We start from the raw sequence: 18,853 nt of genomic DNA, 5'->3' as shown, positions 1-18,853 counted from the left end.
TTGCTAAAGATATATGTTGTTAACGCCAAGAGTTGCTGAATAATAAAAGAATTAAAATAAGAAATACCACAAATGCTGTCCTCTTGCGATAGTTTATACTGCTTCCGGGGATTGTCCCGGCAGGTTTTGGCTCTGAACCCTCTCCCTCTGCCGGTACCTCTCGGGGGTCACTTGCGGTGGGACCGACTTTCCCGGCCCCCAGCTTTGGTTCTTCCTTGGGATGTACCTCGGCAGCAGCATGCCCGTTAGCTTCTATCTGCTGTAAAAGCTTCTCCAAATCACTGCTCATCTAAAATTCCCTCCTTCTTCCCAGTTACTATATACTATTAGCCCCAAAAGAGCATTGCCACAGGTAAATTAAGTAAAGAGAACTTGGTCTGCGCAACCAGCAACAGGTAAAATTACGGTGGCATTTTGACCGTTGAAGCGAACTAGCAGTGAGTCGCCAGTTCCTAGTCGCAGTAGCAGCCTACGGCTGCGTCATTAGTCATTAGTTTTTAGTACTTAGTTGCATGTATGACTTTTGCAGAAAAGCCAATGGCTAATTGCTGAGGGCTGATAGCTGGCGGCTGAAAGCTAACGACTAACGACGGCGTTAGCCTGCTGATGGCTGGCAACTGGTGACTAAAACTGTTGGCGACTGATGACTGATGACTGGGGACTAACGGCGCCAGGGACGCCGCAGGGAATTTTCATTATAGTGCCAATTTGAAGGTTTTGCGGATCAAGGCAAGGGTTAAGCTCCATAATTGCCTCCACCGTGGTGCCGTAACGCTCTGCCAGTTTCCAGAAAGTATCCCCCGGCTGAATCTTATAAAACCTGATGCTGGGACGGTCCACCACTGCCCGCACATATTCTTCGGCTGGTAAAACGGCAGCCTCGCCGGTTACATCCAATATAATGCCGATTTCCCTTGTCTGTGTTACTTTGGCCTTTACTTCCACCACCGCCGCCTGATCCCAGGAATACTTTTCCGGTTCAAAATTCTCGCAGCATTTTTCCGGGTAATCGGGCGGTATCAAATCCACATTTTCCACCCTGCCCTTTACCGCCACATTCATGCCCGGTTGGGCGCCGGGGATATCGACAAAAGTTGAAAAAGGCTCATCCAGTGATTTCTCCCAAACCGCATCATCACACAGACCAACAAAAAAGATCTGCTTATGTAGGATGCCTTCCACAACTACCTGATCGGGCACCACCCTGGTATCTTTTCTTTTGAACTTCACTTTGGCATCGGCACTCATTATTTTTTTGACGGGCTGCTGGAAAGTTATGTCTCTCTGGATATCCACCTGACTGGTGGCCGAACCCACCACATTTTCACACTTCAGAACACCTTTGACTGTCCTGATGTTGGGGCCGGTTACATCCTTGACAAATTCCAGAGGCAGATCCGCCATGGCTTTAACGGCTATTTTAATAATTGCTGTCCGACGGGCTTGATTTTTGATATCGGGTTTCAGTTCAACTTCCGCGCACTCCACCATAGCGTCCGCTGTCACATCCATGCCGGGCCGGGCTCCCGGCAGTTCGATTGGTGCAGTCCACTCTTCGTCGACACTGGTTTCAAACATCCGTCCAGTGCCCTCTTCGATATAGAAAATCTGCTGATGCAGTTGCCCTGAAACTTCTATCCTATCCGCCACGACTTCTGTAGCTATATCTTTCACCTTGGCCTGTACAACTTTTATTTTGGCTACTTCCCGCGGGAATTCAATATCGGCCACTGCCTTAACCTGCTTAGACGCCTGGCCAACCACACTTTCCACGATACACTTGTCTTTGACAATATTCAGAGCCATTCCCGGCGCTAACACGTCGGTAATTACATGGGCATTGCTAACCCTGCTAACTCGTACAAACAGTTCAATGGTAACATCCTGCCTCCAAACCGTAGGGCTATCGTCCCCCCCTTCGGTTTTTTCCGCCTGATCAACAAACTCCACCCTGGCGTCAACGGTTACAGCACATTCCGGTGTACACCCGGAAAAATCCATAAAGTGGGAAAAAGTTTCAACCACCGGCAGGTCGTACACTCCCCCGGCCTCATATTCCACTCCGTCGTGGCGCCCGCCGGCCTCGGGTACCCAGGTAACCTGCTTATGTAATTTCCCCTCAATAAGTAGTTTGTCCTTAAGCGGCTTGGCCGCTAAATTTGTGATCTCAGCATGGACATCTTTTATTTTCTTTACTTCAACCGGAAATGTAAGTTCTCCTTTTAAAGTAACCTGGCTGGTATATTCGCCCACAACTGTTTCAACCTGTACTCTTTTTTTTACCAGTTTCAGGTTAACAGCCAATTTTACCCCTCCTTCCAATTGTTTATCACAATATATGCGAAAAGGAGAAAATTGTGCTTGCCTTACTCCGGAAATTGCCGAAAAATTCCCGCCACCGGCGGGTTAACTTATCCTCAGGTGCCGCAGTATTTTTTCAGTTCACTCCTTAATTCCGCCACGCTGGAAAGAATACTTTCAGCCATCCTGAGAAAGATTTTTGCGGCTTGCTCATTGCCTGCTTCCCTAGCAAAAATCTCACAGCTCCTGGCCAAATCTTCCCCGCTCCTGATAGCTTTGCGTAAATTATCCTTTAACGCCATACCTTCACCTTCTATCAGAGTTTTAGCCTAAATCCTTTGCTTAAGGGATCAGGGGCTAAAGTTAACTCCAGTTCTTTAATCTCACCGGATCCCAAAGTAATCTCTAGGGTTTGGGCTATGTATCCCCTTTTCATTGCTGTCAATTCGTAGGTGTCGGGGTAAAGGGGCAAGAGAAAAAAGCCTTTATAATTGGTACGGGCCCTGAACTGCTGTTTCCCGTCGCTGGCAATTATTCTGGCCATGAACAGCCCGTTGCCGTTTTCATCCATCAACCTGCCCTTAATTGCTCCCGGCGATGTGGGCATATCCCGGTCTCTATTAGGGCTCCCTTGGAGCGCAGGTAAAAGCGCCGCGCCGGGTGAGGAGGATGCATCCTCTTTCGGCTTTTCCTGGAGAGGAGGGCATACGTCACAAACATCCGCCTTTTGGACTTCGTCCTGAGTACAGAGTTTTGGGCATACCGTGGGGTTGACAAAAGGCTGGCACACTTCACCCGAGGACCCTTCTAAGGGATGGGGGGCAAACTTGCGCACACACCGGGCAACGCATAACCTCTGCAAACCATGTTCAAAAACTAGAAACTCTTTTTCCACAATCACTTTTAAGCGGGTATTCCATCCCTGGCAGACGGTCTCGCGCTTCTCAGCTTCCAAAGCCGCCTCCACCACTTCCAGCTTCAGGTTGGTTGCGCAAAGCTTAGTTTCCAGCCTGATGCCCTCTTCACAAACAATCTCCTGACAACCGGCAGCCACGTCGGCCAAGGGAATATGAACCCTAAAAGGGATAGCGGTGCGCTCTGCCTCAGCAATTGCATGACCATTGTTATAAGTGAACCACACCCGTACATCGTAAGTACCTGTAATTCCGGCACATTCACCGGCCCTGGTAAGCGAGGCTATGTAAAGGTTGGAGACCAGCGCCTGAAAAGGACAGGCATCGGCCGGAATACAAGCTCCCCTTGTAGTATGGCAGAGGTAATGAATGTTATGAAAGCATTTTTGCCCCATCCGGCAGACAACATCCTCCACATCGGACCCGCATCGCACCTGGAATTTGCCTGTTTTGTTGTCCACTTCCGCCCCTCCTTCAACAGCCCGCACTGCTGGCTCAAATACTACTATATTATATGTGGGAGCGGAAAGCTGTGACTTTGCATAGTGTAAAAAATAAAGAAAACTTGGCTTGCGCCAAGCCAGACTACCCTCAAAATGTTAACCCTTGTGTCTGCTGCTCCGGGATGACTTCGCCAAGAGCGCTGCTTCTGCTCATCGTTTGACTTCCAGCGGCACGCGCTGACGCGGCGTCCATGCCACTCCAGCGCTCTCGCAGCGTCCATGCTGCTCGGCCGCTTACAGTCAAACTCTTCACAGAGCGCTCTATGGCTTGTTATATGTCGCAGCTACACACAATGGGTTACAATTTTTCATACTTATGATGGTGTTGCGACAGCAGCATGGACGTCTGTCGACAAACTATTATCAGCCCGCATCAGAAAGTCGATAAACTTTCTGATTGGCCAAAAAAAGTTCTCATCTTCGCCCATATACCTGCCGTAAGTGAGCACTGTCCCCATTCCCAGTGAGAGCTTAAAAAACGATAATCCCAAGGCTGTTAAAATAGTCGTCCCGGTTATTTTGGAAAAATCAGGCTTAAATAAGAATTCCAGGCCTTCCATAGCATTAGAGAGCGTCAAAGTCATATCCTGGACCTGACGGAATATAGTAATTGTAGTAAAATCGTTAGGTTGGGATGATTAATGTCTAATAGGTTAAAAGCTGCCGGTGCAAGTCTCCTGGGAGCGGTCATCCTTGTCGCTCTATTGTTTTTATTGAGGACAAATAATCAGACAGCACCAACAGCTGTTGTTGGTATCACCGGTTTAAATACAAGCCTACCAATCGAGGACAAACACCTCTTACATGATTTAGAGCATACCTTTAAGCGAGCCTCTCCCTCTACCAGGCGGTCAGGTTATGTGGTCGCTGGTAGATATGTGTTACTCTCCACTTCCGGCAAAACTGAGAAACTTTACTATCTCAACAACAAATTAGTACATGGAACTAAACCAATTATTCTTGAACTGAAGCCCCATACCTCAGCTGCATTAGAAAAATATTTTAAAATTTTAGGGGTGGAATATTATGGAGAATACCTTCCCTGGTCTGAAGCAAGGAAATTATTACCCAAAAATGGTACAGCCACTGTAATCGATTTTGAAACCGGCCTTAAGTTTCGGGTCCAGCGCAGGGCCGGAAGCGAGCATGCCGATGTGCAGCCATTAACCGCCCTGGACACCATGACCATGAAAAAGATTTATAATGGCAAGTGGTCCTGGCGCCGCCGAGCGATTATTATTCAGATTAACGACCGCCGAATAGCCGCATCTATGAATGGTATGCCCCATGGAGCCGGGGCTATCAATGATAATGATTTTCCAGGACATTTCTGTATTCATTTTCAAGGCAGCAAAGTTCACAAAAGCAGGAACCAAGATCTTGCCCACCAGTTGATGATTGCAAAAGCAGCAGGTGTTCTAGAAGAAAAAATATGGCAGGCCTCTCCCCGGGAACTAATTGCAATCTTTTATACTGCCCTGAAACAACACGATTGGGGCATGGCCAGCCTAACACTGCGTTTTACCAGTCCAGAAGAATTTGCCGAAATAAAAACAAATTTAGGCCGTATCGACGATATTAATACTTTTACGATTGACACAGCTGACTCAAGCATTGATGATCTGTTTTTACCGGTAGCGACAACCGTAACCTGGCGCAAACCGGAAGAAAAAGCTTTTACCAAAGCCAGTTTATTACTGCTTCTCACCAGAGATGACTTTACAGACCGATGGTATATAAGCGCGACTACCACCAAATTACCTCTTTAAGAGAACAAAAAGGACGGCCCTCTTTGCATCGCATACAAGAGCCGTCTTTTCTGTAGCCAGGATTGCGCTTTAAAAATACCTCCGCATTTAAACTGTTTATATAAGATAAATGACTTCAGCTATTACATGGCCTGGTTGGCCTTACAGTAGTCTGGGGAGGCGGACAGACGTCGCAATTGTCGGGGAAAAAGACTTCATCATCCACACAGAAGGATGGGCACTCCGTCGGCTTGACAAAAGGCGGACAGGCCGGGCTAATCGTTCCCGGCGGCGGAGGTGCACAAGCCTCAGGTGGGCAGACCGGAATGCAAAGGACTTGCGGTCCATGTTCGAAAGCACGAAAGATTTTCTCTACAACCACTCTAAGCCGTGTAGGACAATTATGGCAGATGTTTTCAGCATCCGGATCAGGTTCAACAGTAGCTTCCACAACTTCCAGCCGAGTGTTAAAAGCACAAACTTCAGTCTCGAATTTCCGACCGTCCTCACAAACAATCTCCACACAACCATCATTCACATTTGATAAGGGAACCTGCACGCAAAAATCAACATTGTCACGTTCTGCCTGCCCAATTCTGCGCTGTCCGTCAAAGCGGAAAAATACTGTAATATCATAACGTCCACAAATCCGAACACATCCATTGGCTCTTTCCACTGAATCAATCCTTAAATTTGTCACTAAAGCTTCAAAGGGGCACGCATCCCCCGGAATACAGCCACTGGCCGTATCCCTGGTAGTGCAAAGGTAATGGATATTGTGGAAACACTTTTCCCCAAAGCGACATATAACATCTTTAAAAACAGGCTGGCACTCCAGTGTAGTTGGTCTGCCGCGAAGATCAACGTTCAAAACTTTTACCCTCCTTCGATATACTTTTTTAGGTGGATAGCAATACACCTAATACAGTATATGAAAGAGGTAATAATTTGACATAAATTCTTACATTTTGTTTTATTTTTCCCAATAAAACAAAAATTTCGCCCTGGCAAGTTTTGGCAAAACTATAAATTTACTTTAAAATACTCCATATACCAATCGTCATCCCGCTTACGTACTTCACTGTAGTATTTCCTCTGTTTCCATGCATCGCTAAAAATAGCCGAAACTAAAACCTGACTAAAAGTAGGATAATTTTTAAGTAAATCTAAAATTCTAGCTATCCTTTCCGCTTTAAAATGTACAAAAGCCATATACAAAAGATTGTAGTTAACATCCTCCATGGTAACCCGGTAAGGGTGTGCCTGACGAAATACATGAAGAACTTTAACGTGGGGATTCACTACGCAGGAATAGCCCATAATCCAAGTACGGTAAGAGATTTCTAAATCTTCGAGGCCCCAGACCCGAAATCCTTTATTAAATCCACCAATCTCCTCAAAAACTTTTTTTCTGAAAACAATACATCCCCCGGGAGCAACCGCCACGGGACTAATCTCCTTTGGGTTGTTTAAATGCCATTGCGCTTGGACTTTTTCTGTCATCAGCTGTCCATAGCCCGTTGCCGCCGGATTATCGTGGGAAGCAATGGCGGGACAGACAGCCCCAATTTCCGGTGATTTAAATGTGGCTACAAGCCTATCCAGCCAAAAGGCTTCCACAAACACGTGAGCATCACAAAACACCAAATACTCGCCTTTAGCCATTTCTGCACCAAAATTCCTGGCTTTTGCTGAACCAACACCATTTGAATTTAAAAAATTAACCTTTTGGTATTTGGGATCGTTTTTAACAGTTTCTACACCATCATCTTGAGAACCGTCATCAACTACTATAATCTCATATTTCATGCCGGTAGCAGTACTTAGGATAGAATCCAAAGTCTTTTTAACATTTTCTCCTTCATTCTTACACGGCAAGATAATGGAAACAAGAGGGGTTTTACTTTGCACAGCCTTCACCTTCTTTCATTATTAGGATTTCAGCCCATCACTTAAAAAGCAGGCCTAACCTGCTTTTTAGAACCTGCTTTTTAATAAAATAGGAGGGTAATTATCCTTGTCTATGGTCGCATACTTGTGGCGGCGGGCATTGATCGCAGTTATCCGGGTTAAATACCTCATCTTGGCGGCAGAAATCAGGGCATTTGGTCGGCCTCGTAAGCGGTGGACATTCGCCGCCAATTGGCCCTTCAGTTGGCGTAGGACAAGCTTCCGGTGGGCATACTGGAATGCAGAGAACCTGTGGACCATGCTCAAAAGCCTGGAATATTTTTTCTACCACGATCTTAAGCCGGAATTCACAGTCTGGGCAAACCTCAATGGGCGAATGATGATGGTGGTGGTCTACATCCCGCTCTACTACAGCCTCAATAATGTCCAGGCGGGTATTTAACGCACAAACCTGAGTACCTAATATTTCCCCGTCCTCACAAACCAGCGTCTTACAGCCGTCATTAACAGCAAAAATTGGCACCTGAACATTAAATGGCACGCATAAACGTTCCGCTTGCCCAATCATCCTTTGCCCGTTAAACCTGAACCACACAAAGATGTCATATGTACCGGTGATGCGTACACAGCCATTAGTCCTTGAAACTGTGTGGATCTGCAAGTTGTTTACTATTGCGTTAAAAGGGCAGGCGTCACTGGGGATACACTCTCCATTTATGGTTTCACAAATGTAATGGATATTGTGAAAACATTTTTCCCCAAATGCACAAATGACATCTTTAAGCACTGGACGGCATTCAAGTTCAATTGGCTTCTTGAACATTTTCCTTCCTCCTTGAAGTTAACTTAGTTTATTTGCTAATCTATACTATGTTGCTGGAAGGCGTGTGGTTACTGTGTGTATATATCTTCAGCCCCAAAGTATAAAAAAAGCGGAACTTATAAAGTCCCGCTTTTAGTGAGATAGCGATATAACTAGTCAGCAAATACATGGCTGCCTATTTGCATTTTAATCGGTTTAGACCAAATCCATTTATTGGTTGTTTTGGCTGGGTTCCAGTAATACAAGGCTCCATTGGTGGGGTCCCATCCGTCTAAAGCTGCCTGTACAGCTTTATAAGCGGTTTCATCGGGGTTCAGATAAGCCTGTCCATCCACTACGGCCGTAAAAGCCCCTGGTTGAAAAATTACCCCTTTGATGGTGTTAGGGAACTTAGGACTTTTTACCCTGTTTAATACCACGGCTGCTACTGCAACTTGACCTTTAAATGGCTCTCCCCTGGATTCTCCATACACTATTTTGGCCAGTAATTCAAACTCCTCTGCAGAAACCTTGTTCTTCTGCGTTTCCTGGCGCAATTCGGCGGAACTTCCCGCCCTGGAGGCCAGCTTGGTCGTTTGCTGTCCTGTGGAGTAAGTCACCGGCTTGGCGGCGCTTGTTTTAGGAATAAGCAGGGCTTGTCCCGGAACGAGATAATCAGATTTTAGCCCTGTGGTAGCCTTGATAGCCTGAGGCGTTGTACCGTACTTTTTAGCGATATTGTATAAAGTATCTCCTTTTTTTACTGTATAGTTGTAGGCATTGACTTTTTGATCAGGCACCCAGAGTTTTTGTCCCGGGTAGATCATAACCGATTTCAAGCCGTTAGTTTGGCGCACATATTCAGCGGAAACGCCGTACCGCTGGCCGATTGTAAAAAGCGAATCCCCTTTTTGCACATAATATGTTCCTGCATAAGCCAATGTGGGAGTAAGTAACAAGGCGCACAACAATAAGATAGGCAGTTTTTTGCGCACGGGTAAAACCTCCTTCTAATTTAGATTTGAGAGCCACTTGGTCTATGCAAGATTATACGTGAAAAGGCGGCAGGCTGCATGCCACAAAATCTTCCAGCGAGTCCCGGGCAATAATTTCTTTTAAAAGTCGGAAATTTCTATCTTTATGGTAACCTGTAAAATTCGTCCCATCATATTTTCTCGAGCGGTGGCGCCCTTCGAAAAAGGATATGGCTTCGAAGCAATCGCCGCAAATGGTGTGCACTATTTTTTCTGCATGAAGCACCCCCCTGATGCTGGAGCCAAGCTCCTGGTGAGGGATTTGGGTAGCTATACCCACTTTCAGATTATATAGCCTGGCATAGGCAAGAATCATAGGCGGAACCGCCAGCTCGTAAAGTGGAATGGTGTATAAAGCTTTCCGGGAGAGCACATGGGGTCCGTGGGAGGGATTAGCCAGGCCCAGTTGGCCAAGCCAATCCAATTTTTCGTTGAGCATTTTCCTGCAAGCTAAAAGTTCATTGACCAAGGCATTGTTTTGGGGCGGGACAGGGTAGCAGTCTGTCAGGGCCACATCCAAACCCTGTTTTACACCTTCAATCAGTTCCAGCAGGTTATTATTAAAGTGCCCTACCATATCCCCGTCATGAAATAAAACCAGATCCGCATCCAACTCCAGAGCCCGCTTGGCTCCTATAGCCCGGGGGACATCCAGGCCAAGCTTTTCTTGAAAGTAGAGTGCTTCGATTTTAGGATTGCCAATAGCTAATACCCTTTCCAGCGTCTGATCTTCCGAGCCGTTAATAACAGCCACTATTTTGTCCAGGGGTAAAGACAGGAGGTTGATTAGCACTGTTTGGATGCGTTTCTCCTCGTTTTGAGCTGGGACAACAGCGATCTGCAATGTTATGCCTCCTTTCCCTGCGCTAATTTATAATATGAGTTATTTCGACTTTTTGTTAAATTCTACATGGCACCACCTAGCTTTCCCAGCCATATCATATGGTAGAGTAAATTTTTGTTTTTGGAGGGTGCTCTCATGGCGATAATAAAACCTGGCGATATTGTGGTGCGTAAATCCTACGGCGGAGATATATATTTTAAAGTGTTGGAAGTAAAAAATGGAACCTGCACGTTAAAAGGTATGGATGTAAGGCTCCTGGCCGATTCTCCGCTAGATGATCTGGAAGTCAAGGGAGCCGAGGAAATTTTTATGCACAGACATGAAACCATTAAGCTAAACTTGTCCTGCCTTCGCCGGATACGATCTTTCCGCAGTCTTAACCGGGTAAAGTATGAAGATTTGCGGTACCGGGCAGGAAAGGATACAGTTGATTTTTTTGATGTGCCGGGGCGGGTGCTGCATCTGGATGGGGATGAAGAGTATTTAAATAAGTGCTTGGAAAACTACATGCAGCTCAATGTACCGGTCGAAGGCTTCCATATTCCCGAAAGTGAGCAGCCTAAAGTAGTCCAGAAACTCATCAGGGAGTACAGGCCCGATATTCTGGTTTTGACCGGACACGATGCTGTTGTCAAAGGCATAAAAGATTTTACGGATTTAAACAGTTACCGCCATTCCAAATATTTTGTGGAGGCGGTTAAAAAGGCTCGGGAGCTGAACAACGACTTGGATGACCTGATTATTTTCGCCGGCGCCTGCCAGTCTCATTATGAAGAGATTCTTCGGGCAGGAGCTAATTTCGCCAGTGCGCCGCAGCGAGTCCTGATCCATGCTTTTGACCCGGTATTTATTGTTGAAAAAATTGCTTATACGCCAATTAACGAGACTATTAGCATCAAGGATATCATCCAGCAGACGATTACAGGAGATGATGGTGTGGGCGGGGTACAAACCAGGGGCAAGTACCGCCTGGGCTATCCTAAATCACCCTATTAGTCATTTGCCATTAGCCTTAGTTATAAGCTCCAAGCTGTGAGTTTTGTTCATTTGCTTTGCGTAAATGTGTTAAAAATCATTTATATTTTTTAAACTTGAGATTACTAGATATATCATGTTAAAATCAGGAACAACATGTCATATTTTGATGGTATTAGCAGGATAGTTTTGGTTGACTTTAATAGCTTTGTTGAAGTATACTATTTATTTTGACAAGACTGCCAACCTATGTTATACTTTTAAGGTATATAGAAAGAGAGGTGGTCTTGTTGGCAACCAAAAAGGCACTGACCGAAATAAAACAATATCTTGATGCCAGCGTAGGAAAAAGAATTAAGCTTAAAGCAAACCGTGGGCGCAAAAAGGTTGTGGAACGGTTAGGAGTATTGGAACAAACCTACCCTCACATCTTTGTAGTTAAACTGGACGAAAAGCGTAATGCAGCCAGAAGGGTGTCTTTTAGTTATACCGACATTCTTACAGAAACAGTGGAGCTTACTATATACAAAGATAAAGACCATGAGGAAAAAGAGCAGATTGTTTAAAGGCAAGGGGACACACCTCTGTCCTCCGCTAAGAGCTGTTGGGGATCCAACAGCTCTTTTAATTTTAAAAAAAAACACCAAAATTAAGAAAATGATGTAGCAGCTTGCTTGCCTCCTAAATATTATAGACTAGGATCAAATCCTAGAAATAAAAATATAAGGAGGTTATTAAGATGGCAGATGAAATTCGTCCGGGTGTATGCCCTGTGGAAGGCTGCCCCCCGCCGACCCGGATAGAATGTATTGTGGTCGACAAAGTATACGACAGCTGCTTCCAAGTTGAAGACAGAACCAGAACCACTACAATTACCACCGGACTCACTGGCCAATTCCCAACAGGTACTTTTACTGTAGGTCAGGTAGTACCATGTAGTTTAACTTCGGGTCAACAAATCTCTTGTACGGAAGTGAGCAGAGTCCCGGCAGGTGATGGCTTTGTCACAGTCACAGTACTGGTTTCAGTACCTTTGACACTGACAAACCCCAACGCTGCTACAGAAACAGTAGACAGGGTATTTACATTTACTAAAACAGCAACACTTTGTTGCCCAGAAGGAGTAACCCCGGATTGCTCAGAAAGCACTCTGCTGTTCTGTAACTGTGTAGTTTCTTCAGTAGGCATAGACTCGATTGAAGTAACCTGTGATTTTGAGGTTTGCATGATCTTAAAGTGCATCCTTACAGTACAACTATTAGTACCTAGCTATGGTTTCTGTGTGCCGGCGCCGTGCATTACCCTTCCCGGCGTTTGCCCGCCGACACCGCCACCACAATGTTTCTAGGATAGATCCTAAAAATGCAGACCAACGGTCTGCATTTTTTTCGTGTGTCGTAACTTTTTTAAAAGAAGCACCACAGGGTGTCTCCCTTGAGGGGGAATCTGGAGGTTTTCAAGGGAGAGGCCTCCTTCTTTACAAAAAACACAATTCCCGGACTGCTGCAGGAAAGGAATTGTATTTTTGTTTTTTTAACCTTCCAAGACTTGAGCTAATTCTTTAACACGGTCAATGTGGGCAGCAGGTGAATTAATCGGGTTTCCGTTGGATTCTCCAGCATGGTGGCTGTTGTTTGAATTGTTTGGTGAAGCCATATCAGAAAACAGATTTGAGTGAAAAGTGCTTTTACTGCCAAGTGTCTGTTTTTTGGGGAGAGGTGTATCATTCAATAGTTTATCGGCCTCCCTGTTAAATCTTGACACCGCTGCGTGCCGGTTCTTTTCGTTGTTAGCTCTAAAAAAGCCCTGAGTTACATTTGACGATTGCATTGCATTATTTTTTAAATACTCTAGAATGTATGTAGGCTGGATTGAAGGCTGGGAATTCCTAATAAAAGTATAAACCGGACCTTCGCCAAGTGAAATCAAAGGGTTAAAAAAGGCGCTTTTACGTTTCTTTTTTCTCTGGACAGTTTCCGTTAGTTGACTCGCCTTAACGTTTTTATCTCCAGTTGCGGACATTTCGGCTGCGGGTTCCGGGGAAGGTGCAGGGAAATCATTTGCAGCGCTGGGAGACGTTTCCATTGTTAAAGCAGAGGTTATTTCAGCTGACTGAGTCTCAGTAACCGTGCAATTTTTAGCGATATCCCAATTATCAACAGAACTTATAGGTAGTTCTGGCTCAGGGGAAGGAATTGCCACTGCTTCGGAGGTAACATTGGCAATTTCGGGTGTATCTTCACAGGTTTTCTTTTTAGTTTTTTTTACTACGGTTAGACATTCCCCTAAACGTTTTAATTCCTCAGAGCTAACTTCTTGGCCATAAGTACAAATAATATTTTGCACAAAGCATTTTGTAAGTCCCTCTAAAAAGTTTTCCATCACCTCTACACTGCTGAATTCTGCCAAAACGGTAGGCACATCAGAAAAAATTATTTTTCGGTATTTAGAACAAGTTAAATGTTCAAAGTATGAGGCTAGTTCCGTAGTAAAAGACAGATTGTTTTTGCAAAACTGCTTAATTAAACCTGCGATAAATCTTAGGCTTTCTTCTCTTCGCTTGAGGGAGTAATAAAATCGAATTTCTGCATTGTTTTTGCTTTTTCTTTGTTCCGCAAGGCCAATGGCAATTTGCGCTTTTAGCACTTTTAACAAACCGGGATTTAGCCTGGGACCTGGTTCAATAATGACTAAAGCGGCATGTTCCGCAAGCGTTAAACGTAGTTTTTCCACAAACTTATTGAGAATTACACCGTTATCCAGAGGTTTAATCACAATCGTATTATCTCTAAGAGGAGGAAATATTTCTATTCTGTCGTTTTTATGCTGATAACTGATTGAAACGGCGGAACAGGCGGTCAAAAAAGGTTGTATCTCCTCATCCTCCAAAGAGATAAAAGCCTCGTCTCCTAAATAAACAGTTTTCATGCTGATCCCTCGCTTTATTTAAATCTACTATTTATGCTATGCGCAAGGAGGCGGGAGTGCGATGCTTTTTTTATTCAATTTGTGGCGACTTGCAGTCAAATGGAATATTATAAACTATAGCCTACCCTGCAGGCTGACCAGTCACCAGCAGCAGTTTTTCAAGTAATGTGGTTAGTAATTAGTCCTCAGCACGCAAAAATAAATTGCATTAAAGAATAGCATGCAACTAACCACTAAAGTCCGGGGACTGGCTGTAAAGTCATTACATAGCAGGGAGGTGAATTTGATGAGCTGGTATAGAAACTACTTGCTTACTACCAGACGTCAGATATTTATTTTGCCTGATCTTAAAAATGGCAAAGATGAACAGGAGATAATTTCTAGGCTGGCGGTTGAGCCAGGGCATATTAAAACTGCTTTGGATTTAACAAGAAAAACATTGGAAGTTACTGCAGATTTACACAAATTCACAGCCAACATCCCGCAAATATTAGAGCAATTAGGTTACAGGGTCATGAGTTTTGAGCCTCCAAAACCCAGAAAAGGCGGCTGAGGCTGTAAGAGATAAGCAGTTTGCTTATGTTATAATTTTCAGTGGTTTAGAAAAAAGATTTAAATAGCCTGAATTTCGAGCACATATCGCTTTTTAATCACCAAAACAGGAGTATCTTACATTGAAATTGCTGAAAAAGCTCGCAATTTAGGCTTAATTGACTTCTTGCTGCTGAGCAGAGTTGATAACTCTGAGTAGCTTACAAACAGGGGTTGTTGTAATGAACAGCCGTAGATAGAGCTCAGACAAATTTTAGAGGTTGGTTGATCGTTAATAGTATAAACTTCGTTAAAAAATGCGGGAGAGAACAGAGAGCTTTGCTTCGGCAAGGTCCAGTTTTGACCCAAATCAAAGGAATAGCTGTAGTAAAAGCAATCTAAGCTATTGTAGATTAAAAGTAAGTTATTTGTTTCCATTGCTAAACATAGGTTTGGTTTAACAGCAGGCGCAATGGGTCCAATCTTTCGCAAGCAGTGTTCCATGGTCTGCAAACTGATTTTTAAACAGTAAAGCAAAGGGCTGTGAGCAGCTTTTTCCTGCACTAGGATGAGCAGCGAATCTTCTACAACCCACTGCTTGATTATGGCAAAGTTTTTATCCTGCCATAGCAAACGGTTTCTCTCGATAACTCCGGTTTCTGCAGAAAACACCGAGGTCGAAACAGAGCAATTTAGGTTGTTTTTTAAATGCACATAAATGCTGGAGTTGTTGCAGGTAAAAAAGATGGGAACAGCTCCAAGATCCTGCGCTTGGAGGGAGGTGACCGGTAATTCTCTTGTAGCAGTCATGGTGACGAAGCTAAACCCGGCTTGGGTTTTTGCCAGCACAGACAGGTCGTTAGTTGAGTGCACAAACGTCTTCAGGTGTTCCCATTGGCTGAAGGGCAGTTCTCTCTTTTGCCAGACAGACCCATCCCAAGAGGCGCAATAGGCTTTGCCATCGACGCATTGTACAAATAGATGAAGCTTGTTTTTATAGTCTATTGTTGGTACACATTTTGTTATTGAGAACACTTGATGGCTATTTAGTGTCAGGCTGTAACTCATTTCGTTTGCTTCCGTGCAAAATTGCCAAAGGTCCTTTGCAGGTGATACCAAGTTTTGCAACATTAGCAACACCTCGTTTTAAAGCCTATCTTTAAATCATATTTGCCAAACTGCAAAAGTATACCGCAAATCATAAAAAGACTGAGCTTATTGCCCAGTCTTTTAAGAAGTGCACGCTTCCTACTGCATGATAAACAGCTGTGTAACAATTACCCCGTATTTGGTATGAGCTACACCTATTCCTACATGAGTATAGTATGACCTCAGAATATTGTCTTTATGGGGTTGGCTGGCCATTAACAGTTTATGGGCTGTTTGTACATCTCTGGCTTGAGCCAGGTTTTCGCCTATGGCGCGATAGCTAATACCAGCATTAGAAACCATCTTGGTAAAGGAACCATGAGTCGGGGAAGTGTGGGAAAAATAATTATTATCCTTCATATCCTGGCTTTTCTTTTGAGCAATTTCCATCAGTCCCTCATGAATCTTTAAAGGCTTCAGACCGGCTTTTGCCCGTTCCTTGTTTATGAGGTCGACCATCAGCTGCTGCTCGCCACTAATTGCAGCGCTCGGTTGTGGGGCGGGCGCTGAGCCTGAATTGGTTGGGGGAGCCGGAGCATTACCCGGTTGCTTGGAAGGGTTTATCCCTTTTGTAGGCGTGTCGCTGCTAGCTTGTTGGTTGCGCAATTGGAGAATCCGTTGAGCGTACCACGAGGCATTGGCAGGTACAAGATGAATCTGCATAAATACTATGGCACCAAGGCTGAGGACCGCTAAAGGTTTAAACAGGCATTTCTTCATATTGAGCCTCCCTCTATAATCTTTAATTTTCTTTGAAAATCTCGCTTAATCTTAGATTTTCATTTGTACAAAGTCAATCCTCTTGGACAATATGCCTATTTTTGTATATATCTGGATTAACAAGTGTATACCGACAGAATATGCGTCTTTTAAACGTATTTCGGCCATGTAATCCACTTGTTCTCCGGTGGCAAACCTCCCATGTCTCACAGGGTCTGTGCCCCTAAATTCCTTCGTACTGCCTGCCCATGAGGTGGATGTCAGCCTTGCTCCTTTGCTGGGTCAAATGCCCTTATGGATAAATTTCAACCTGACTATTCCGGCTCGCTTTGTCAATGAACGTAATCTTTAATTAAGCAAGGTTTTTTTACATTTCCAGCACCGCTTGATTGCTTGTTACATTGCAGGAGTTTGACTGTCAAGGGGCCGCGATAGCGGCGACGCAGTCTTTACCCTTGACTGGCAAACGGATGAAATGTAACATTGTCAGTTGCGGTGCGCTTTTTAGGCGGCTTCCTGTAATTCTTGCCTTCTTATATCACTCATCATTTTTTGTGGGTCATAAGCTACGCCTTTTCTCAGTAAGGTGTAAAATATCCTTATGAGCTTACAGCATAAGAGTACTAGCGACTGTTTCTTTTTGAGCGGGTTCTGTGGCCTTGTTGTGTAGTACTGGTGTAGTTCTTTAAATTCGTTGTTCTTAGCCACTATGGGCATAATCCCTTGAAATAACAACGATCTTAGCCTTTTTCGCCCTCGTTTGCTAATAGTTGTTTGGCCCTTATGCTTTCCTGAGCTATTTTCTTTCAGGCTTAGTCCCGCCAGCTTCTGTACCTGCTTTGGATGTTCAAACCTTGTAATATCCCCTACTTCAGCTATAAACCCTGCTGCTGCTATGAGGCCTACTCCCTTGATTTTTAGCATTTCTTCAATACCGGGAATCTGCATGGCTAATTCTTCTATTAGAGCCATTGTCCTTTCATATTGCCTCTGCAGCATTTCATATTCTTCTAGTAGTGTGGCAAGTTCATTTTGAGCTGCTCTTAATCCTTCTCGTACTCCTACTGATATCTTTGCTGCCTCAACTAGTTGGCTGGCTCGTCTAACTCCAACAGCTCTGCTGATTTCTTTTCTCCAGCTGGCAACTATGCCTTCGACGCCTTTTTCAAGTACTTTATCCGGTGTTGGAAACTCTTTTAGCGTTACTATTGCTGCTTTGCCTTCCCAATCCCCAAAGACTCTGTTGAACTCCGGGAAATATATGCTTATCCAGCGTTTAACTCTGTTTCGGATGCTGTTAAGCTGCTTCACTAATCTTAAGCGGGTTTCCATTGCATTTCGTAAATCGCTGTAAATTCCTTCGGGAATGTACGGTTCCATGTATCGACCGTCTTTTACCAGCATGGCAATGGTTTTTGGGTCCTTTCGGTCATTTTTGGTCGGATTATTATCATCCAATTCTTTGCTTCGCTTTACGTGAAACGGATTCACTAGTACTATTTTCAGCTGGTGATCCTTAAGATGCTGGGCAAAGGTAAACCAATAGTGTCCCGTAGGCTCCATCCCAACCATTACCTGCTGCTTCTGCTGTTGTTTTGCCACACTTTTTACCCACTCAGAAAATGTCTTGAAGCCGTTGTTGTCATTATTGAATTTTAGTAGCTTAGCTAGTTCTACGCCTCTGTAATCGAAAGCTCTGGCGTAATTTGTCTCGCTAGCTACATCTACACCAATGATTAAAGTCTTTTCTGTTATTTGCAAAATTCTTGAGTTCTGGTTATACTTCATATTGAGTACCTCCTCTGTTATTTAAGGGTCGCTAGTTAATCGACACCTCGACACCTCGTATGTTAACAGGAGGTACTTCTTTTTTCAAAGCTCATTTTAATTCATTACAGGAATGCTCCTTTAATGCAGGGGACAAACTGCTTATGTCCCGACTAATGTGATAGCTGTATTATAAAAGCTTTTCTTTTATACGACAAATTTGCTAAATCTTGTTAAGGAGGATTTGTTCAAGTCAGGTTAACCAGACTGCTGGTTATTCAAAATTTAGTACTTTTCCTATAAGATGTAAATTATTGGATTAGTTGTTTGCTGTAACTTTTCCGCCCGACATTTAATAAATATAGAATAGATTAACGGTTAGGGGGCTAATGCATGGCTATGATACTAATATTTAGTTTCATTGCATAATTTGTGTAAGGGGTGAATGCAGTGGAACCGAAAACAAGGATTTGGATTGATGCCCGAAAGGAAAATTTGCAGAACAAAGACATAAAAGAAATAATATATTGCATCGAAGATATACACAATGAAGAACGCATCAAACAAGTTTTTCAAGCAATAGGGTATTATGTTTTAAATTTGGCAATTGTTCAAGGAAATAGCTTACAGGTTACCTATGATCCAAGCAGAATAACTCCTTCATTTATCGATTACCTGCTTCATAAAAATGCAATACCCTTTAAACGTCAGGGTGGCTGAAGCTAG

At 44.0% G+C, this 18,853-nt stretch carries 19 protein-coding genes and 1 pseudogene; 6 read left to right on the top strand and 14 right to left on the bottom strand.

All coding sequences use genetic code 11. The annotated features are described in order from the left end of the window. Window positions 1–19: 19 nt before the first annotated feature. The 5 genes and pseudogenes from EYS13_RS13680 to EYS13_RS16655 all read right to left on the bottom strand — a co-directional run. Window positions 20–289 (bottom strand): hypothetical protein, encoded by a 270-nt coding sequence (locus EYS13_RS13680; RefSeq protein ID WP_227763837.1) that lies wholly within the window; start codon window positions 287–289, stop codon window positions 20–22. A 335-nt stretch (window positions 290–624) separates the two neighbouring features. After that, window positions 625–2,304: an SPOCS domain-containing protein gene (locus EYS13_RS13675; protein ID WP_227763835.1), complete on the bottom strand. Its 1,680-nt coding sequence runs from the start codon at window positions 2,302–2,304 to the stop codon at window positions 625–627. Window positions 2,305–2,417: 113 nt separating this feature from the next. Continuing rightward, window positions 2,418–2,603, bottom strand: a complete 186-nt coding sequence (locus EYS13_RS13670; protein WP_227763833.1) for a hypothetical protein — start codon at window positions 2,601–2,603, stop codon at window positions 2,418–2,420. Between the two features lie 14 nt (window positions 2,604–2,617). Continuing rightward, entirely contained in the window at window positions 2,618–3,676 is a 1,059-nt protein-coding gene (locus EYS13_RS13665; protein ID WP_227763832.1) for a carboxypeptidase regulatory-like domain-containing protein, read from the bottom strand. Window positions 3,677–4,128: 452 nt separating this feature from the next. Further along, window positions 4,129–4,299 (bottom strand): annotated as a pseudogene (locus EYS13_RS16655) (sodium-dependent transporter); the annotation flags it as partial. Window positions 4,300–4,359: 60 nt separating this feature from the next. Here EYS13_RS16655 and EYS13_RS13655 point away from each other — a divergent pair. Then, window positions 4,360–5,487 carry a hypothetical protein gene (locus tag EYS13_RS13655; protein ID WP_227763829.1) on the top strand — a complete coding sequence of 376 codons (1,128 nt, stop codon included), beginning with the start codon at window positions 4,360–4,362 and terminating at the stop codon, window positions 5,485–5,487. Between the two features lie 115 nt (window positions 5,488–5,602). Here the strand turns inward: EYS13_RS13655 and EYS13_RS13650 are convergent, their stop codons facing one another. From EYS13_RS13650 to EYS13_RS13630, 5 genes are all read right to left on the bottom strand, one after another. Further along, window positions 5,603–6,337 (bottom strand): hypothetical protein, encoded by a 735-nt coding sequence (locus EYS13_RS13650; protein WP_227763827.1) that lies wholly within the window; start codon window positions 6,335–6,337, stop codon window positions 5,603–5,605. A 152-nt stretch (window positions 6,338–6,489) separates the two neighbouring features. Continuing rightward, entirely contained in the window at window positions 6,490–7,377 is an 888-nt protein-coding gene (locus EYS13_RS13645; RefSeq protein WP_227763825.1) for a glycosyltransferase family 2 protein, read from the bottom strand. 100 nt (window positions 7,378–7,477) lie between these two features. Continuing rightward, the gene (locus EYS13_RS13640; RefSeq protein ID WP_227763823.1) at window positions 7,478–8,200 is read right to left on the bottom strand and encodes a hypothetical protein; all 723 of its coding nucleotides are present in this window, start codon (window positions 8,198–8,200) and stop codon (window positions 7,478–7,480) included. Between the two features lie 152 nt (window positions 8,201–8,352). After that, window positions 8,353–9,174, bottom strand: coding sequence for a cell wall hydrolase (locus tag EYS13_RS16430; RefSeq protein WP_227763821.1), 822 nt, complete (start codon window positions 9,172–9,174; stop codon window positions 8,353–8,355). A 52-nt stretch (window positions 9,175–9,226) separates the two neighbouring features. Beyond that, window positions 9,227–10,057 (bottom strand): glycosyltransferase, encoded by an 831-nt coding sequence (locus tag EYS13_RS13630; protein WP_227763819.1) that lies wholly within the window; start codon window positions 10,055–10,057, stop codon window positions 9,227–9,229. 135 nt (window positions 10,058–10,192) lie between these two features. Here EYS13_RS13630 and yabG point away from each other — a divergent pair, with 135 nt between their 5' ends. The 3 genes from yabG to EYS13_RS13615 all read left to right on the top strand — a co-directional run bounded on the left by yabG (window position 10,193) and on the right by EYS13_RS13615 (window position 12,380). Further along, complete coding sequence (yabG, locus tag EYS13_RS13625) at window positions 10,193–11,053, top strand: sporulation peptidase YabG (RefSeq protein ID WP_227763817.1); 861 nt, start codon at window positions 10,193–10,195, stop codon at window positions 11,051–11,053. Between the two features lie 269 nt (window positions 11,054–11,322). After that, on the top strand, window positions 11,323–11,598 hold the full coding sequence (locus tag EYS13_RS13620) for a Veg family protein (protein ID WP_277998209.1): 276 nt from the start codon (window positions 11,323–11,325) through the stop codon (window positions 11,596–11,598). A gap of 173 nt (window positions 11,599–11,771) precedes the next feature. After that, window positions 11,772–12,380: a hypothetical protein gene (locus EYS13_RS13615; protein ID WP_227763813.1), complete on the top strand. Its 609-nt coding sequence runs from the start codon at window positions 11,772–11,774 to the stop codon at window positions 12,378–12,380. 185 nt (window positions 12,381–12,565) lie between these two features. Here EYS13_RS13615 and EYS13_RS13610 read toward each other — a convergent pair whose 3' ends face one another. Beyond that, a complete protein-coding gene (locus EYS13_RS13610; RefSeq protein ID WP_227763811.1) occupies window positions 12,566–13,960 on the bottom strand; it encodes a hypothetical protein in 1,395 nt (464 codons plus the stop codon). A gap of 286 nt (window positions 13,961–14,246) precedes the next feature. Between EYS13_RS13610 and EYS13_RS13605 the strand changes: the two genes are divergently transcribed. Then, on the top strand, window positions 14,247–14,513 hold the full coding sequence (locus EYS13_RS13605; RefSeq protein ID WP_227763810.1) for a hypothetical protein: 267 nt from the start codon (window positions 14,247–14,249) through the stop codon (window positions 14,511–14,513). Between the two features lie 116 nt (window positions 14,514–14,629). Here the strand turns inward: EYS13_RS13605 and EYS13_RS13600 are convergent, their stop codons facing one another. The 3 genes from EYS13_RS13600 to EYS13_RS13590 form a co-directional block, all read right to left on the bottom strand. After that, complete coding sequence (locus EYS13_RS13600) at window positions 14,630–15,622, bottom strand: hypothetical protein (RefSeq protein ID WP_227763807.1); 993 nt, start codon at window positions 15,620–15,622, stop codon at window positions 14,630–14,632. A gap of 117 nt (window positions 15,623–15,739) precedes the next feature. After that, window positions 15,740–16,360, bottom strand: a complete 621-nt coding sequence (locus EYS13_RS13595; RefSeq protein WP_227763805.1) for a CAP domain-containing protein — start codon at window positions 16,358–16,360, stop codon at window positions 15,740–15,742. Between the two features lie 504 nt (window positions 16,361–16,864). Beyond that, the gene (locus EYS13_RS13590) at window positions 16,865–18,148 is read right to left on the bottom strand and encodes an IS110 family RNA-guided transposase (RefSeq protein WP_227761964.1); all 1,284 of its coding nucleotides are present in this window, start codon (window positions 18,146–18,148) and stop codon (window positions 16,865–16,867) included. Window positions 18,149–18,577: 429 nt separating this feature from the next. On the opposite strand from EYS13_RS13590, the gene EYS13_RS13585 reads away from it, so the two are divergent. Beyond that, window positions 18,578–18,847: a hypothetical protein gene (locus tag EYS13_RS13585; protein WP_227763803.1), complete on the top strand. Its 270-nt coding sequence runs from the start codon at window positions 18,578–18,580 to the stop codon at window positions 18,845–18,847. Window positions 18,848–18,853: the final 6 nt, after the last annotated feature.

The sequence above is a fragment of the Zhaonella formicivorans genome (genome assembly GCF_004353525.1).
Taxonomy (GTDB): domain Bacteria; phylum Bacillota; class DUOV01; order DUOV01; family Zhaonellaceae; genus Zhaonella; species Zhaonella formicivorans.
Note: the sequence above shows the minus strand (reverse complement) of the source record. Positions and strands in the feature narration are given on the sequence as shown.

Bases quoted from the DNA above. Each gene is read 5' to 3' on its own strand.
- EYS13_RS13680 (WP_227763837.1), bottom strand. From the start codon at position 289: ATGAGCAGTGATTTGGAGAAGCTTTTACAGCAGATAGAAGCTAACGGG.
- EYS13_RS13670 (WP_227763833.1), bottom strand. From the start codon at position 2,603: ATGGCGTTAAAGGATAATTTACGCAAAGCTATCAGGAGCGGGGAAGAT.
- EYS13_RS13655 (WP_227763829.1), top strand. From the start codon at position 4,360: ATGTCTAATAGGTTAAAAGCTGCCGGTGCAAGTCTCCTGGGAGCGGTC.
- EYS13_RS13640 (WP_227763823.1), bottom strand. From the start codon at position 8,200: ATGTTCAAGAAGCCAATTGAACTTGAATGCCGTCCAGTGCTTAAAGAT.
- yabG (WP_227763817.1), top strand. From the start codon at position 10,193: ATGGCGATAATAAAACCTGGCGATATTGTGGTGCGTAAATCCTACGGC.
- EYS13_RS13615 (WP_227763813.1), top strand. From the start codon at position 11,772: ATGGCAGATGAAATTCGTCCGGGTGTATGCCCTGTGGAAGGCTGCCCC.
- EYS13_RS13610 (WP_227763811.1), bottom strand. From the start codon at position 13,960: ATGAAAACTGTTTATTTAGGAGACGAGGCTTTTATCTCTTTGGAGGAT.
- EYS13_RS13605 (WP_227763810.1), top strand. From the start codon at position 14,247: ATGAGCTGGTATAGAAACTACTTGCTTACTACCAGACGTCAGATATTT.
- EYS13_RS13600 (WP_227763807.1), bottom strand. From the start codon at position 15,622: ATGTTGCAAAACTTGGTATCACCTGCAAAGGACCTTTGGCAATTTTGC.
- EYS13_RS13595 (WP_227763805.1), bottom strand. From the start codon at position 16,360: ATGAAGAAATGCCTGTTTAAACCTTTAGCGGTCCTCAGCCTTGGTGCC.
- EYS13_RS13590 (WP_227761964.1), bottom strand. From the start codon at position 18,148: ATGAAGTATAACCAGAACTCAAGAATTTTGCAAATAACAGAAAAGACT.